Raw genomic sequence first — 16,784 nt, 5'->3', positions numbered from 1 at the left:
GTAAAGTGGCTCTATTTGCCAAACATCAATGAGTTGGGGTAGATGCCCGTGACTGGGGGTGAAGGGGTCGTCGGTTCAAATCCGGCCTACCCGACCATTTTTCTTCCACTCATCAGGCTTCCCGCGTTCTCTGCACCAGCAGATAGCCACCTACACCCACGCCAATCAGCAGTGAAAGAGCAAACGCCCATTGCATAGGGCCAGAACCAGCAAGCATTCCTGCCAAGCCAGAAACAGCCGCTGCAGCTTTGCTCAGACCTTCCGGTGTCATCAACGCATTGATCGCACCCGTCTCCTGCCCCAACGCTTTTGCCCCCTGCCCGCGATCAAACCCATCCAGAACTGGCAATGGCTGCTTTTGCCTGCCGCTATTCTCCATAAGCTTGAGCGACTTTTCCTGCACGTCCCGCACCCGGCGTGACCAGCCGTTCTTGTTGTAAGGCCAGTTCCGCAACCGCTTCATGAAAGCCAGTCTTTGAGCTGAAAGCTCATTCACGAGATAGATCACGGGCCGCTGCTTGATCGCAGCAAGCGTCTTCAAGCCAATCACACCATCAACACCCACCCCAAGGATCATCTGAAGTGTTTTCACGGCTCGGGCAGGACCGGAGTTCACCGCAAAGTCAAAAAGCGCATAATCCAGACCGAGCGGCAAACGATCCCCTTGCACAGCATCCCAATACTGCGCCCGATAGATCTCAACAGCCTCAGACTGGCTCAGAGCCTGAACCTCCTCCACACTCACTTTTCGCTCCCTCCACGCACTCAATGTACCCTGCGTGATCCCAAAGTGTGTCGGCCCTCCCGGATCCGCTTTGCGGCTTCGATGGGCAAACCCGCCTTCGGTGTGAAGCAAATCAGCGATAATCAGGTCAAACGTAGACTTCATCAGCATCTCCCAACAAAAAAGGAGGCTCAGGGCCTCCATCAAAACACAAAAAAGACCGCAGAAGCGGCCCCAGAAAACGTAATCAGATATCATCAACTCTGCGGCACAATCGGCAGGAAGTAATGCAAGGAAAGCCGGAGCTTACCCCCAGTGAAGCCGCCTCCATTCGCAGTGACTCGAACAGGCGTATCTGCATAGAACGCTGTCGGCCCAATCACCCCGGCATTGTTTGAGCCAGCAGTCACACCCAGCGAACCACCAAACTTGCTGGTCTCGCCCGCAACCCCACAATCATAGGAGCTCGCGCCAGTGATGGCCTCTGTCACACGCGTAGAAACGCAAAAGACAATTGCTCGGGAAGGAATGTGAAGAGTGCTGTCGGAATAGCTACCGGAAAGAGTGATCAGTTCATCAACGGTCACGAACTGGCTCTGTGCCTTATGCGCACTTTCGCTAAGTACCGTCGTTTCCTGCTGAAACGCAGCACCGCCAGTGGTGCTATCAACGCCCAGCCCTGCAACGGAAGAGAACCCTACCCAGACACCGCCGGAATAGATACGCATAGCACCCAGGCTTTGCACCCAGGCAGCCCAGCCATCAACTGGTGCCAGAAATCGCCAGACACCTCCATCGAAGGCCGCGATTTTGTGCTCATGTCCGGCAAAGATGCCCGTGGCACCTGCAGGCACGATGTAGCGGTCACCCTCATCAGGGTCCGCAGGAGGCGCATTTACGCTGTCAGAAACAACAGCAAGCTGCACCACCAGATCAACGAGCGCCAAAGCCTCGTTATGTGTCACATGCTTTTGTGCTTGAGCAGCTGCCAGAAACGGCAGCTTAAGATGTGTCGTCCATTCACTCATCAAGATCCCCATAGATCGCCTAGCCTACGCAAAAGCGTATCATTCAGCGTAACGAGGGGGATAAGTCTTGATGAGACCGTAAAGCTCTGGCGGATGCCTTAAGCGACGTGACGACCGGTACCATCACCAGCCAGAGACCAGATGCGGGTGCGGTTACGCGCCATTTTTTCATCAACGGCAAAGGAAAGCTCGGCACCATGCAGACCAACGAGGCGATGCAATAGAATAGCAATCTCAGCTGCATCAGCTGCAACATCACGCGCACTGTCACCGCTTTCGACAGCCATTTGCAGAGCTGCCAGCTCTTCGCGTGCCCGCTCAATCAATGCATTCAGATCAGCCACCTGACCAAAGGTTCTCTCACCCCAGGCGGTAATGCTTGCACTGCTTTCAATGGTTACCATGTTCGCCCACCTTCAAACTCTGGGGCCTGTTCCCGCAAGGTTGGTAAGCCAACCCAATTGAAAACAAACCCGAAACACCAAACCGGAGCACTCAGTATGTTGCGATCTTGAGCGACGCCTCCGGACATTGAACATGAAATGAACTCACGCTTATCCCTATCCAGTTAGCCCTCAGGACAAAGAAAAAGCGGAGACAACCTCCTGTCCCCGCCTATTCTTCAGGTAAAAAAGGCCAGACTTTGGCCCTTTTTTGATAGTTTACATGGTTTCCAGAGCCGAAACGGACTCATTCATGGCCTGATCGAGCACGTCCAGCAAGTAATCCGCATTTTCCTTAGAAAAAATCATCGGTGGTCGCATCTTCAACACATTGTCATAGGGCCCCTCAGTGCCCATCAGGATACCCAGATCCTTGGCACGGTTCGCCACGCGTCTGGCCCTATCCGTTGCAGGCTCCTTGGTTTTGCGGTCTTTCACCAGCTCCACGCCAAGGAACAAGCCCATACCACGCACATCGCCAATGAACTCATACTTCTCCATCATCTTGCGGAAGCCAGCCAGAATATAGTCGCCAACCACGCGGGCATTCTCACGCAGTCCATCCCGCTCAATTACACTGAGAACAGAAAGCCCAACCGCGCAGGAAACCGGATTGCCGCCAAATGTGTTGAAGTACTCCATACCATTGTTGAAGCTCTTTGCTACTTCGCGCGTGGTAACGAGAGCGGCCATAGGATGACCATTACCAATTGGCTTGCCCATGGTCACCACATCAGGCGTCACACCCTGGGTTTCAAAAGCCCACCAGTGAGAACCAACCCGGCCAAAGCCAACCTGCACTTCATCAGCCACACACAAACCACCCTCAGCACGGATCAGCTTGTAAACCTCATCCAAGTATCCATCTGGCATAAACACCTGACCAGCCACACTTGGAATTGACTCAGCAATGAAGAAAGCTGGCGCACGGCCTTGTTTCTTCATCAGATCCAGCTGCTCAGCTACGCTCTGCACATAACGCGCAGTGATCTCTTCGGGTGCCCAATCTACAGGAGCGCGGTACGCGTCAGGAATGGCAGCCTCAAACACATGGTCAGGCCGCCCCTTCCCGCCATTGCGCTTGTATTTGTAAGGGCTCAGCGCAATCAGCTCAGGTGTGGTGCCATGATAAGCCCAGTCCAAAACCACCGCATCCCGGCGGCCCGTATGGGCTTCGGCCATACGGATCATCAGGCTGTTCGCCTCACTGCCCGTACACACAAAGGACGCAACAGCCAGATCATCCGGCAATGTGGCGGTCAGACGCTCGGAGTACTCCACGATATTGTCATGCAGGTAACGGGTGTTGGTGTTCAACAGGCCTGCTTGATGAGAAAGCGCCTCAACCACCTCTGGATGCGCATGTCCCAGATGACAAACATTGTTGAAGCAATCCAGATAGGCCCGTCCGCGATGGTCAATCAGATAAGCCCCTTCACCCCGCACAAACTTGATCGGCTCGCTGTAGGAGATGGAAAGGTTCGGCAACAGGTTCTGGCGACGCGACGACACAATCTCATCAATAGAACGCCCATCACTGCCCAATGTCTCTTGAGGAAGCCCTGCAAAATCAATGGCGGATGGGAACAGATCCGCCCACACATCAAGATACTTCTCCTCCCCAACACCAAGGATCTCCTCAGCACTTAGAGAAACATCCGCTGAAAGCTGCAGGTGCAGATGAGGTGCCCAGCCCCCATTCTCATCCTCGGCACCAAGGTAGCCAACCGTCTCACCGGCTCTAACGACATCGCCCGCCTTTAATCGACTTGCCGCCTCATGCGCCATGTGCCCCCACAGGCTCACAAAGGGCTGACCGCAGTCTGTCTCATGATCCAGTGCAATCATGCAGCCATAGCCAAGCGGATCAGTTTCAATCACAACAGAACGGACCTTGCCATCCATAGGTGCACAAACGCGGGTGCCAGATGAAAGGAACAGATCAAACCCCAAGTGATTGCGGCGACGCTCACCTTCAATAAATCGGCTCTCAAAAAAGTCAGAGGAGTAAACACTGCGGCTTTCACCCCATGGACCGATGCCCAGCTCCACATTGTGAGCTTCGCAGTAATCTTCCCACCACTCCTGCGCCGCTTCCGGCTGACGATCCCGAGACTTCACAGTCATCTCATTTTGAGGATCTCCATAGGGCACCATGGCCTTGGACATCAACTTGGGATGACGCTCAAACAACCCAGCAAAGGAGTTGCGGTTCTTCGCACAGAACTCAGCAACCTTCCGCGCTCCTGGCACCGCCTCAAACCCACAGGCCTTGCGCAGGATCGCCGTCGCGAACGCAGGCTTCATGCTGTAAAGTTTGTAAAGCAGGTTCCATGCTGGCGCTTCACTGACCGCCAGATAAGGATTGTCTTCAGTCTCGTCTTTCCGAAGCGCAGAAAGGCTCACACTGGTCACAAGGCGCATAGCGATCAGGTCGAAGAGAAGATCAACCTCCCCCTCTTCCAACGGATACTCCGCATGATAAGCCGCAGCCAGATCCGCTGCCGCCTCAATCGGATCAGCTACCTCCATAATCGTATAGGCCGCCGCAATCGCAACTTCCGCAATCACCGGCGTATGCAAGCTGTCCCCAAAATCAATCAGACCACAAACACGGGAATGATCATCAGGATCGACCAGCACATTCCAGTCATTTGCATCATTGTGAATGACAGCAGCCCGTAGGCCAGCGAGCTTGGGAGCAACCAGACGATCAAAGCGCTCAAGGAAGTACTCCACAATGCGCCGATGATCAGGATCGCCAATGGCGGTCAATCGATCACGCGCATCACCTGCCGCACGAAGATCCCATTCAAAACTGCGCAAAGCTCCCGGATGTACAAAACCGCGAAGCGCCTTGTCCATCTTGCCAAGCAAAGTGCCAAGGCTGGCAACAACGCCCTCCTCTCGCTTGGTCTCAGCCAGCGGTACACCTGTCACCCAGGAGACCACGCGCATTGCATGCTGTGCTCCATCTGGCCCAACGACACTTTGCGTGGTACCGCCGTCATTTGTCAGGCGCAGTCGTGGCATTGGCAGCTCTGGCGCAGAAGCAGCAAGATGCTGAAGCATAGCCGTCTGAAAGCCAGTCTCTGCCTCAGGCTCGCTGGCATTGACGATCTTCACGGTCCAGCGCGTTCCATCTTCTGCTTCAAGGCGATGGTTCTGGTCGCGCTCACTTTCCAGCGGCGACAGATCACCTTTCAGATCCCAATGCTTATTCAGCAGCTCAGCAATGGTTTCACGGTCAAAATTCGGGGCGGGATGGCTAATATCAGTCATGGGTCTCTCCGGTTGGCCCGAATATATCCCACGCTGATATTTCAGAATACCGACTTTATGTCAGTTGCGCCGACACTATGTCGCGATTAATAAGTATTTTAACGGCACTCTTCCTGAAAGCCCGCTTTAAGGACCACCAATGCTCGACGCCACCGACCGCGAGATCATCGCGATCCTCTCCAAAGAAGCTCGCATTCCGATCAAAACACTGGCTGCGCGCATCAACCTGTCCCGCAGCGCCACCAGCGAGCGCATCACCCGGCTGGAGAACAACGGCACAATCCGCGGCTACAGAGCAGACATAGGCGGTCTCGACCCAACCCACATCTCTGCCTTCCTCTTCATCCGCCTCTCCCGCACCCCCATGCGCGAAATTCTGGACGTACTGGCCGCTTTCCCGGAAGTGAAGCGGGTCAGTTCTGTCAGCGGCGAACTGGATCTGGTGGTTGAAGTGGTCGCTCCATCCATGGAAGTGCTGAACAACGTGCGCGATGCCATTGCCTCCACTGATGGCGTGAAAGACCTGACAACCACAGTCATTTTACGGGATGAATTTCAGCGTACCTGAAACGACAAAGGGCGCCGACTGCGTGAAACAGTGAACGCCCTAAACCTTGAAATCAAATAGACCTGACTAGCGTGCCTGATCCAGCATACGCTTACATTCCAGCAGCTCAAACAGCGTGGACTGCAGACGATCAACATCGTCCTTGGAAAGTCCAGGCGCAACAGCCTCTTCCTTCTCTGAACCCATCAGACGGTCCATGAAGCCAAATGCGCCATGCCCCCCTTTGCCACCAGCCTCTGGCTCATCATCTGGCAACAAACCAGATGGCAGCGGCATTTGTGGTTCCGGTTCAGTTTCAAGCGGAAGATCTGCCTGTGTTTCTGCAGGTCGCTCAGCAACCCAATCTTCCTGAGGCTCATAAACATCCTGTGCAGGCGCCATCACAGCCTGAGCCACAGCAGCTTCCGCTGCACTGCGTACAGAATGATCAGAAACCTGGGATGGATCAGGAGCAACGCCTACAGGCGTGGACGCACTGGATGAGGTCGGGATGACAACGCCACCTCCCTCTTTCCAAACGTCCATAACGACGCGCACGCCTTGCTCTCGCAAAATACGTTGCACGCCTTTAATCGTATAGCCTTCCCCATAGAGCAAATGGCGGATACCGCGCAAAAGCTCAAGGTCGTCAGGTCTGTAGTAGCGGCGACCACCACCTCGTTTCAGAGGCCTGATCTGGGTAAACCGGGTTTCCCAGAACCGCAGAACGTGCTGCGGCAGATCCAGTTCGCTTGCTACTTCACTAATTGTTCGGAACGCGTCGGCGCTCTTCTCCACGATGCAGACCCTCTAAACCTTATTATTTTTGGGGCAGCAAATTAGCTGGCGCCCTCAACCAGTGCATCGTTGATGCGCTGCTTAAGAACATTGCTTGGCTTGAACACCATAACCCGGCGTGGAGAAATCGGAACTTCCTCGCCTGTTTTTGGGTTACGGCCAATGCGTTCACCTTTCGAGCGAACAACAAAAGAGCCAAAGCTAGACAGTTTGACAGACTCGCCATTTTCCAGGCTTGCAGAAATCTCTGCGAGCACCTGCTCGACGAGTTCGGCAGATTCAGTCCGAGATAGGCCGACCTTCTGGTAAACCGCTTCACATAAATCAGCGCGGGTTACAGTGTGACTACCCATTCCACCCTCCTCCGGTAAAGCCATGATCCGTAAGAATAAAGCTTGCTTTCAACAAGTTACGGTATGGCCAACCGGCGTCAGGGTCAACAGCTCATTTGCTAAGAATTGCAACCCTCTGGGGTTTTTTGCTGCTTTTTACCACTTAAGGAGCACTGAACCCCAGGTAAAGCCGCCGCCCATGGCTTCCAGCATGATCAGATCACCCTTTTTGACCTTGCCAGCTTTTACAATGCTGTCCAGTGCCAAAGGAATCGATGCCGCTGAAGTGTTGCCGTGTTGGGAAACTGTTTTCACTACCTTTTCAGGAGCGATTCCGAGTTTCTTGGCAGACGCATCAATAATGCGCTGGTTCGCCTGGTGTGGAACAAACCAGTCCAGATCTTCCGCAGATGTGCCAGTGGCATCAAAGGCAGCTTCAATCACATCAGTGACCATGCCAACCGCGTGCTTGAACACTTCCTTGCCCTGCATACGCAGATGACCTGCTGTACCAGTGGTAGAAGGACCACCATCCACGTAAAGCTTCTCTTTGTGACGACCATCAGAACGCAGCTGACAGGTCAGAACACCACTCTCGTCAATGGAAGGTTCACCTTCCTGCGCTTCCATCACAACAGCGCCAGCGCCATCGCCAAACAGAACGCAGGTCGTGCGGTCTTCCCAATCCAGAATGCGGGAGAAAGTCTCTGCGCCAATCACAAGCGCACGTTTTGCCAGACCGCCGCGCAAATAGGCATCCGCAGTGGTCACAGCGTAAACGAAGCCGGAGCACACAGCCTGAACGTCAAACGCAAAACCGTGGTTGATGCCAAGCGCAGCCTGCACAGCAACAGCTGTGGCCGGGAAAGTGTTGTCAGGTGTGGAGGTTGCCAGAACGATCAGATCGATGTCCTGCGCATCAACACCGGCATTTTCCAGCGCAGCCTTGGCCGCATTCACTGCAAGGTGAGAAGTAAACTCGCCTTCTGCAGCAATGTGACGGTTCTTGATCCCGGTACGCTGAACGATCCACTCATCCGAAGTGTCAACAATCTCGGTAAGCTGCTGGTTAGTAAGTGCTTTCTCAGGCAGATAGCTGCCACAGCCCAAAAATACAGAGCGAAGTGCCTTCACTTTAAACCCTTCAGTTTTCTTCAGCCTCTGAGAAACGACCGCGATGGTAGTTTGCCAGATCGTCAGAGATCTTTTTAATCAGTTCATTCTTGGCCATATCGTAGGCCAGTTCAACGGCAGCAGCAAAACCTTCGGCATCTGTTCCACCATGGCTTTTGATCACAATGCCATTCAGCCCGAGGAACACACCGCCATTCACTTTACGTGGGTCCATCTTCGCGCGCAGGCGTTCAAACGCACCGCGTGCAAAAAGATAACCAATCTTCGCCATGAGCGTACGACTCATAGCAGCTCGCAGATAGCCAGCAAACTGTTTTGCTGTGCCTTCCGCAGTCTTGAGCGCAATATTACCTGCAAAACCTTCGGTGACCACAACGTCAACCGTGCCCTTGCCAATGTCATCACCTTCAACAAAGCCGGAGTAAACAAGGTTTGGAGGAGAAAGGTCACGCAGCATCTTGCCTGCGGTCCGCACTTCCTCAACACCCTTCACTTCCTCAACACCGATGTTGAGAAGGCCAACCGTAGGCTGGCTGACACCATGGACAGAACGCGCCATCGCGCCGCCCAGAATTGCAAAATCGATCAACTGCTGAGCATCCGCGCCAATAGTCGCGCCCACATCAAGAACGATGGATTCTCCGCGCAGTGTCGGCCAGATGGCGGCAATTGCAGGCCGCTCAATACCAGACATGGTGCGCAGGCAGAACTTGGACATGGCCATCAGCGCGCCGGTGTTACCGGCAGAAACTGCAACATGAGCCTCAGAGTTCTTCACTGCAGCGATGGAGTTCCACATGGAAGACTTCCCGCGCCCCTTACGAAGGGCCTGGCTGGGCTTTTCATCCATTCCAATGGAAACATCACAGTGATGAACGACAGATGCCTGTTTCAGACGAGGGTATTCCTCGAGCATTGGCTCGATGACCTTGGCATCACCGAAAAGCAGGAACTCGATATTCGGGCAGCGTTGCAACACCAGATCAGCACCTGGCAACACCACCTCAACACCGTAATCCCCTCCCATAGCATCAAGAGAAATACGTATTTTTTCAGACATTTCCAATTTCTTGCCTTGTCCCAACAAAGTCTGCCCTTGTATCGGCAGACCTTGGAATAGTTAAGAGCATTTTCCCTATGTTCAGTGGAAATGCGCGTCGCGAAGATACTCGATTATAAACGTCTCGCAACACCCACCTCCAAAAAACCTTTGCAGCACTCTAAGAATTACTTTTTGCCTTTAAGGGCCTCTAGCGCAGCAAAGGGAGAAGGCTTTTGCTCTTCATCCTGTTTTAGTTCTTCCTCTGGGTCCGGAGCATATTTCTCATCCATTTCAACCCCTTCAGCCCGAGGGAATGGATCAAGACCCAAAGCAAAATGTTCACAAATGACCGCTCCGAGATCCACCTGCGGCCCGTCGAAATAGTCCGGTGGATCGCTCTCATCAATATCCAGATCTACTTCCAAGGTATCATCGTCACTGCGACGTCGCCCCCGGGAATCTTGCTCTGGCAAAAATGTACGGTCGAACTCTTCGTCAATCATGCAATCAACGGGTTCGAGTGTCACGACACATTGCTGGATGGCTTTGGCACGAATGTGGCCACGCACGGCCAATCCATCACGGCGCCACGGGCGCACCTCAAGGTCCACATCCAGTTCCGGCAGCTCAAGCAGATCATAGGCTTTGGCGATTTGCGCCCGCTCGCTCTCATTCAAAGAGAGTTTCAGATGCTTGGTTTTATTACCAAGACGCGTCGCATCAAATTGATAAACCCACGGGTAATCAGTATCAGCCATTACTGGCGCTTTCCCTTATAAGTTCTGTTTTTGGAGCCACAAATTTGACGTCGCCCGCAAGAATTTCTGAAGTAGGAAGGGCAGCAAGGCCTTCCACCGCCTCATGCATGTAATGAACCAGCGCCTTTATCGCAACTGCTTCCCCGCTCTGCCCATAGATGTTTCTCATAAAGGCCTCAAATAGAGCGGCATTGTCCTTGTTTTCCAAAGCCTGCATGTAGCTGGTGGTGCGGCCATAGAACGATTCGACCATAATCCGGACACGTTTGCGCACGCCTTCATCGCCAATACCCAGCTCGCGCATGCTCTGGTCCATATCCTGAAAAAAATAATCGAATACAGCCTGTGCAAATTTTCGGGACGCCTTATCTTCGCCTCTTAACCGGTGAAAGACACAAAAAGCGTGCAAAACAATCATCTCGAAGCGACCTTCGCTCGTATCAGGTATACCATAGTGCTGATAAAACACCGGTAGTCGTGCCTGCGCGACGATCCGCTCGTAAGTTGTTCTGACGGATGTGTCTTTACGTCGACGGAAAAAACCGAAGATCATGGCACCTCTCTTGCGCTTGTCGAGTTACTTGTGTCCCTGCCACGTCGGTGGCATAAGCACAAGTCTGAATCTAAACCGCTTGCTTGCTGTATTTTGCCAGCATTTGCAAGCCAACAGGATGTTTGGAATGTTTGCATTTGCGCGCCGTACTGTGTTCCTTGCTTGTTTGAGCCTGCCACTTGCCGGCTGCTTCACCCAGACACTAACGCATGGCCAGGTGGTTTCACCTGATGCAATTCAAGATGTACAGGTCGGTTCCAGCCGTGAGCAGGTTGAACTTCTCCTTGGTAGCCCGTCCACAACATCTAATCTGGACGGTGAAGCTTACTATTATATCTCTCAAAAGAGCGAAACAGTGGCATTCTGGTCCCCATCCATCGTGGATCAGCGCGTTGTCGCAGTTTACTTTGATAAAGATGGTTACGTGAAATCAGTTGCTGACTACGGCATCGAAGACGGGAAGGTCTTTGATTACCTAGGCAGAAAAACACGCACTGGCGGTGCTGATTATGGTCTCCTGACGCAGATCCTGCGTGGAGCTGCAAACCCATCAATCGGCCTCTAAACTGCCTGCATTCACTTGAAAGAAACGGCGTCTCTCGCAGGCGCCGTTTTTTTGTGCGCAAACACCAGCAGAAAAAGCCCACACGTCAGTTCCCACCAAACTCTAAGTTTCACTCTTAAAATAACGCCGGTGTTATTGGAGGTTTGCTACATGTGATCCTGTATTGAGGAGTTATACGCATTCTGGCCGTCTTCTTCCGTGGTTTCTTCAAGGCCTCAACGACAAACGCGAAGTAAAATCATGACGCAAGCTTCTTCTCCCCTCAAAAGAATTACAGATATACGTCCCTCCGAAAACGCTCTCTTTGTCTACCTCACCCTCGTCACCGCAACCTATCTGATCTGGCTGGGCCTGCTGAAGTTCACAGCACCAGAACATCAGCAGATTGAGTTCTGGTTGGGCAACAGCCCGCTCTTCAGCTGGCTGGTTGCAGCTCTTGGCGCACCAGTGACAGGCGTTCTGATGGCCCTTTTTGAAGTTCCAGCCGGCATTCTGGTCCTGCTCGGCCTCAAAGATCGCCGTCTCGGCATCCTCGGCTGCCTGATGGCCATGCTGATCTTCCTGCTGAACTTCCTTTACCTGTTCACAAACCCCGTCTGGATGGATGCTCTTGGCGGCTTCCCAATCATCGGCTCAGGTCAGAACCTCCTCAAGTACCTCTCCATGTTCGCTGTGCCGACCTACATTCTGGGCCATCACATGCAGGCAGCAGGAAAGGACAAGACAGCTGGCTCCTTCAAAAAGCTCGCCGTCTTCGCAAGCTTTGCCGGCATTGCATTGGTCATGGGCTGGATCAGCGCCATGAAGTTCTATGAGTTTGAAGCTCAGGGCATCGTCCGTCTGATGGAATCCAACTTCCTCTTCAGCTGGACCTATCAGGTCTGGGATGTTCAGGGCGCCTCCAACTTCATCGGCATTGTGGAATGGGTCTTCCTGCTTCTGCTGCTGTGCCTGCCGTTCAACCGCTTCCTCGGCGGTCTGGGTGTCCTCGGCATTGCCGCCACAGCATTCGGCACCCTCACCTTCATGTTCTCAGTACCAGGTTGGGATGCAGACTCCTTCTTCCCACTCCTCAACCGCACCGGCGTCTTTGTGCTGAAGGACCAGTTCCTTCTCGCAGCCGCCATCATCCTCTGGAAGAACTACTGATCAGAACATAATCTGAAAGACAGAATGAGCCGGTGCCTGTATTCAGGTACCGGCTTTTTTGTGCGCGTGCAAACGTAGCCGACAGTCGTAATGACCTGCTGCCAGCTTCCCAATAGGCTGGATGAGACAGCAATCGTATTGGAAACAAAGATGTTTGAGACATATCGCGGGATTGTTTATCCGCAGCACGAAGACCACATGGGGCACATGAATGTGGCGTGGTACACCTCCAAATTTGATGAAGCCACCTGGCACATGCTCGCCCACATCGGCATCACACCCGCTTACATTCGCGAGAAAAACAAGGGCATGGCAGCTCTGGAGATCACCTACAAATACCTCGCCGAAGTCTCCGCAGGAGACTTGCTCGTCGTACGCTCCGAAATCAAAGAACTCCGCGATAAAACAATCCTCTTCCAACACACCATGTTTGAGGCGATCGACGACACCCCGGTCGCAACCATGCAGGCTGTGGGCGTGCACATGGACCGTGAAATCAGAAAGTCCTGCCCGTTCCCTGCGCACGTCAAAGAGCGCTGCGAAACCTTGCTTCTGGAACCAACAACCTAAGCGGCCACCTGAATTTTACTTAGCAGGTTTCAGATAGCAGCAGGCTAGAGAACAACCGACTATACTCACCCTATTGAGTGAATCTGAGTACGGCATGTAGCCCTGCTGCATACCGGAAGGATGCGGGCATATTCTTTGAAATCTGCGGCGTTTTTCGCAAAAAGGATGGGTTCCATCTGAAGCGTATTCCCGAAAAGCAGTTCCGGCTTTCGGTACGCTTTGAAGTGAAGACTTAGAGCGCGGCACGTGCATGCAAATAAACGTGACAAGCTCTGAAGACTGGGGCGTACTTTGTGATCGGAGGAGGTCACGGGCTGTTCCGGAGTTTCTCTGTTTGCTGAGCCAGTTTAGGGGAACCTGCTTTTGCGAGCGTTCAAGATGCCTGCCCCACTCAAACGCAGGTCGTCAGTTCTATGGTGTATCGCGGTTGCCAGCACATGCCTGACACCCAGCACAGAACTACGCGCGCAAGACAGCCGCAACTGGCCACTTGTCTGGGCTCAATGGCACAACAAAACCCGCGATTGGGGCGGAATCCGCACGGACCTCTCTGATAAGGGCCTCGACCTCGGCGTTCTCTACACGCAGGACGTCGCCGCAAACCCTGCAGGCGGCATGAAGCAAAGCCTGACCTATGGTGGCCGTCTGGAAGGCATGGCCAAGCTGGACTTCGACAAAATCTTTGGCATCAAAAACAGCAGCCTGCACTACATTATGTATCAGGGGCTGGGTCAGGGCCTGTCGCAGGAAGCCATTGGCAACGACTTTGGCGTCACGCAAATCTTCTCCAGCGACATCCTCGCCATCGCCAACCTAAGCCTGCAGCAAAAGCTCTACCATGATCAGGTCTACCTCTCCGCAGGCCGCCTCGCGGTGGGAGACATCTTCGCACGGGATGATACCTTTGCGTATTACCTCAACGGCGCTCTCAACAGCACGCCGGGCCAGCTCCTCATCAATCAACCTGCTTTCACCACCTACCCCTTCAACACTTGGGGAGTGGCTGGCACCTACACCTTCCCTGATAACCAGTATTTCGGCTTGGGTGTTTACGATGCCAACGTCGATGATCTGAACAACGCCGAACACGGCTTCAACTTCCGCTTTCAGCCAGAAGGCAATGTGCTGGTGGTTGGTCAGGTGGGCGTCAATCCGGGGAAGGATGATACAAGTCAGTTTCTTCCCGGCCACTATCAGCTCGGCGCCTATTACAACAGCGGCACCGTGGATGTGCTCGGCGACAGCACAGAAACACGAGAGGGCAACTGGGGGCTTTATGGGATAGCCCGTCAGATGGTCTATCAGGAGGAAGGAGACCAGGGCTTGAGCCTTTGGGGCCTCTTCACCATGGCCCCCCAACAAGCCATCAACACCCAGCCCTACGGCGTCAGCGGTGGCTTCTTTTATCAGGGTCTCCTCCCCAACCGCGACGACGACGTCACCGCAGGCGCATTCATCCTCGGCTTTTACAGCGACAACCTCGTCAACCAGTCCTACGAGCTCGTCTTCGAATTTGCCCATCGCTACCAGTTCCGCGACTGGTCCTACCTCACGCTGGATTTCCAGTACGTGGTCAACCCGGCTGGTAACGACGACATCCCGGATGCATGGGTCTTCGGAACAGAGTTCTCAGTGAAGTTCTGATCACCACCAAAACAGCAAAAAGCCCGGCCTTTTCAGACCGGGCTTCTTAATTTCAAGTCAGATCAAACTCAGTGTGCCAGAACTGCCAGAAGCAGAAGAGCAACGATGTTTGTGATCTTGATCATTGGGTTCACAGCTGGGCCAGCGGTGTCCTTGTAAGGATCACCAACGGTATCACCTGTCACCGCAGCTTTGTGAGCGTCAGAGCCCTTACCGCCGTGGTTACCGTCTTCGATGTACTTCTTCGCGTTATCCCACGCACCGCCACCAGCGGTCATGGAAAGCGCAACGAAGAGACCGGTCACGATCACACCCAGCAGCATCGCGCCCAGGGATGCGAACGCATTCGCCTTACCTGCAATCGCGTTGATGACAAAGTAGATCACAATCGGAGACAGAACCGGCAGCAGAGAAGGAACAATCATTTCCTTGATTGCCGCTTTGGTCAGCATATCAACCGCACGGCCATAATCAGGGCGTTCTTCACCCTTCATGATGCCAGGCTTTTCTTTGAACTGGCGACGAACTTCTTCAACCACCGCACCAGCGGCGCGGCCCACAGCGGTCATTGCGATACCACCAAACAGGAATGGCAGAAGACCACCAAAGAACAGACCAACCACCACATATGGGTTGGACAGGGAGAAGTCGATGGACGCCTCAGTCATACCCTGGAAGTAGGTGAACTGATCAGAGTTCGCCACGAAGAACTTCAGATCCTCAGTGTAGGCTGTAAACAGCACCAGCGCACCAAGGCCTGCAGACCCAATCGCGTAGCCTTTGGTCACAGCCTTTGTGGTGTTACCAACAGCATCCAGCGCATCCGTGGTGTCACGAACTTCCGCAGGCAGCTCAGCCATTTCGGCAATACCACCAGCGTTGTCCGTCACAGGACCAAACGCATCCAGCGCAACAACCATACCGGCCAGCGCCAGCATCGTGGTCACCGCAATCGCAATACCGAACAGACCAGCAAGCTGATAGGTCACGATGATACCAGCGATGATCACTAGCGCAGGCAGAGCGGTGGATTCCATGGAAACCGCCAGACCCTGAATAACGTTGGTACCATGACCAGTTTCAGAGGCCTTTGCGATAGCACGCACAGGACGGAAACCAGTACCGGTGTAGTACTCGGTGATCCAGATGATCAGACCAGTGACAACAAGACCGGAAACGCCGCAAAGGAACAAGGCCATCGGCGTAAAGCTCAAGCCATTGCCCATTGTCAGCACTGTATCCATTCCGCCAAATACCCAGTGGGTTAGCGGATAAAGAATGATCAGTGAGATCACGGCTGTTGCGATGAAGCCCTTATACAGCGCACCCATAATAGAGTTGGAAGCACCAAGGCGGACAAAGAATGTACCAATGATGGAAGCTACGGAACAAACACCGCAGATCAGCATTGGATACAGCATCGCCGCCTGAAGGTCAGCAGTTCCGGCAAAGTAGATCGCTGCAAGAACCATGGTCGCAACCAGCGTCACAGCGTAGGTTTCAAACAGGTCAGCGGCCATACCAGCACAATCACCAACGTTGTCACCCACGTTATCAGCAATGGTTGCAGGGTTGCGCGGATCATCCTCAGGAATACCGGCTTCCACCTTACCAACAAGGTCACCACCCACGTCTGCGCCTTTGGTGAAGATACCACCACCAAGACGGGCGAAGATAGAGATCAGGGATGCACCAAAGCCCAGAGCCACGAGCGCGTCAATCACGGTTCTGGAAGTTGGGTCCATACCCATAGGACCGGTGAGGATGAGGTAGTAAACGGAAACACCCAAGAGAGCGAGACCAGCCACAAACATCCCAGTGATAGCACCGGAGCGGAATGCAATAGAGAGCCCTGCCCCCAGGCTCTGGCTTGCAGCTTGTGCAGTGCGAACGTTTGCCCGTACGGAGACGAGCATTCCAATAAATCCTGCGGCGCCGGAAAGAACGGCACCAATAACAAATCCGATAGCAACAGTGATGGACAGCAGATAAGCAACGATTACGAAGATAACAACGCCAACAATTGCGACACTGGTGTACTGACGAGTGAGGTACGCCTGAGCGCCCTCTTGGATGGCACCAGCAATCTCCTGCATCTTCGCAGAGCCAGTGTCAGCAGCCATCACGCTTTGAATTGCCCAAATGCCGTAAACGACAGATAGCAAACCGCACGCAATGGTAACGATAAGTTCAGTCATATTTCCTCCCCTAAGGG

At 53.6% G+C, this 16,784-nt stretch carries 16 protein-coding genes; 5 read left to right on the top strand and 11 right to left on the bottom strand.

The window, feature by feature from the left end:
- Positions 1-112 precede the first annotated feature (112 nt).
- From PJE062_RS01000 to PJE062_RS00985, 4 genes are all read right to left on the bottom strand, one after another.
- Positions 113-889 carry a glycoside hydrolase family 108 protein gene (locus PJE062_RS01000; RefSeq protein WP_208982087.1) on the bottom strand — a complete coding sequence of 259 codons (777 nt, stop codon included), beginning with the start codon at positions 887-889 and terminating at the stop codon, positions 113-115.
- A 92-nt stretch (positions 890-981) separates the two neighbouring features.
- Positions 982-1,752, bottom strand: a complete 771-nt coding sequence (locus tag PJE062_RS00995) for a DUF2793 domain-containing protein (RefSeq protein ID WP_008546263.1) — start codon at positions 1,750-1,752, stop codon at positions 982-984.
- A 98-nt stretch (positions 1,753-1,850) separates the two neighbouring features.
- Complete coding sequence (locus tag PJE062_RS00990; RefSeq protein ID WP_008546976.1) at positions 1,851-2,156, bottom strand: DUF550 domain-containing protein; 306 nt, start codon at positions 2,154-2,156, stop codon at positions 1,851-1,853.
- A gap of 258 nt (positions 2,157-2,414) precedes the next feature.
- Positions 2,415-5,477, bottom strand: coding sequence for an aminotransferase class III-fold pyridoxal phosphate-dependent enzyme (locus PJE062_RS00985; protein ID WP_008546743.1), 3,063 nt, complete (start codon positions 5,475-5,477; stop codon positions 2,415-2,417).
- A gap of 139 nt (positions 5,478-5,616) precedes the next feature.
- Between PJE062_RS00985 and PJE062_RS00980 the strand changes: the two genes are divergently transcribed.
- Positions 5,617-6,045, top strand: coding sequence for an Lrp/AsnC family transcriptional regulator (locus PJE062_RS00980; protein WP_008546341.1), 429 nt, complete (start codon positions 5,617-5,619; stop codon positions 6,043-6,045).
- A gap of 66 nt (positions 6,046-6,111) precedes the next feature.
- Here the strand turns inward: PJE062_RS00980 and PJE062_RS00975 are convergent, their stop codons facing one another.
- The 6 genes from PJE062_RS00975 to PJE062_RS00950 all read right to left on the bottom strand — a co-directional run bounded on the left by PJE062_RS00975 (position 6,112) and on the right by PJE062_RS00950 (position 10,641).
- Positions 6,112-6,822: a MerR family transcriptional regulator gene (locus PJE062_RS00975; protein ID WP_008547200.1), complete on the bottom strand. Its 711-nt coding sequence runs from the start codon at positions 6,820-6,822 to the stop codon at positions 6,112-6,114.
- A 41-nt stretch (positions 6,823-6,863) separates the two neighbouring features.
- Entirely contained in the window at positions 6,864-7,175 is a 312-nt protein-coding gene (locus PJE062_RS00970) for an integration host factor subunit alpha (protein WP_008546564.1), read from the bottom strand.
- Between the two features lie 135 nt (positions 7,176-7,310).
- Positions 7,311-8,288 carry a beta-ketoacyl-ACP synthase III gene (locus tag PJE062_RS00965; RefSeq protein WP_008546279.1) on the bottom strand — a complete coding sequence of 326 codons (978 nt, stop codon included), beginning with the start codon at positions 8,286-8,288 and terminating at the stop codon, positions 7,311-7,313.
- A gap of 10 nt (positions 8,289-8,298) precedes the next feature.
- Positions 8,299-9,348, bottom strand: a complete 1,050-nt coding sequence (gene plsX, locus PJE062_RS00960) for a phosphate acyltransferase PlsX (RefSeq protein ID WP_008546257.1) — start codon at positions 9,346-9,348, stop codon at positions 8,299-8,301.
- A 167-nt stretch (positions 9,349-9,515) separates the two neighbouring features.
- Entirely contained in the window at positions 9,516-10,088 is a 573-nt protein-coding gene (locus PJE062_RS00955; protein ID WP_008546265.1) for a DUF177 domain-containing protein, read from the bottom strand.
- A complete protein-coding gene (locus PJE062_RS00950; RefSeq protein ID WP_075697056.1) occupies positions 10,081-10,641 on the bottom strand; it encodes a ubiquinol-cytochrome C chaperone family protein in 561 nt (186 codons plus the stop codon). The genes PJE062_RS00955 and PJE062_RS00950 overlap by 8 nt, the downstream gene beginning before the upstream one ends.
- 127 nt (positions 10,642-10,768) lie before the next feature.
- Between PJE062_RS00950 and PJE062_RS00945 the strand changes: the two genes are divergently transcribed.
- The 4 genes from PJE062_RS00945 to PJE062_RS00930 all read left to right on the top strand — a co-directional run bounded on the left by PJE062_RS00945 (position 10,769) and on the right by PJE062_RS00930 (position 14,569).
- Positions 10,769-11,206 carry an outer membrane protein assembly factor BamE gene (locus tag PJE062_RS00945; protein ID WP_008546731.1) on the top strand — a complete coding sequence of 146 codons (438 nt, stop codon included), beginning with the start codon at positions 10,769-10,771 and terminating at the stop codon, positions 11,204-11,206.
- A 240-nt stretch (positions 11,207-11,446) separates the two neighbouring features.
- A complete protein-coding gene (locus PJE062_RS00940) occupies positions 11,447-12,355 on the top strand; it encodes a DUF417 family protein (RefSeq protein WP_008546384.1) in 909 nt (302 codons plus the stop codon).
- A gap of 150 nt (positions 12,356-12,505) precedes the next feature.
- The gene (locus PJE062_RS00935) at positions 12,506-12,925 is read left to right on the top strand and encodes a thioesterase family protein (protein WP_037035938.1); all 420 of its coding nucleotides are present in this window, start codon (positions 12,506-12,508) and stop codon (positions 12,923-12,925) included.
- Positions 12,926-13,303: 378 nt separating this feature from the next.
- Positions 13,304-14,569: a carbohydrate porin gene (locus PJE062_RS00930; protein ID WP_037035758.1), complete on the top strand. Its 1,266-nt coding sequence runs from the start codon at positions 13,304-13,306 to the stop codon at positions 14,567-14,569.
- A 68-nt stretch (positions 14,570-14,637) separates the two neighbouring features.
- Here PJE062_RS00930 and PJE062_RS00925 read toward each other — a convergent pair whose 3' ends face one another.
- Complete coding sequence (locus PJE062_RS00925; protein WP_008546888.1) at positions 14,638-16,767, bottom strand: sodium-translocating pyrophosphatase; 2,130 nt, start codon at positions 16,765-16,767, stop codon at positions 14,638-14,640.
- Positions 16,768-16,784 lie beyond the last annotated feature (17 nt).

The sequence above is a fragment of the Pseudovibrio sp. JE062 genome, assembly GCF_000156235.1.
GTDB lineage: Bacteria > Pseudomonadota > Alphaproteobacteria > Rhizobiales > Stappiaceae > Pseudovibrio.
Note: the sequence above shows the minus strand (reverse complement) of the source record. Positions and strands in the feature narration are given on the sequence as shown.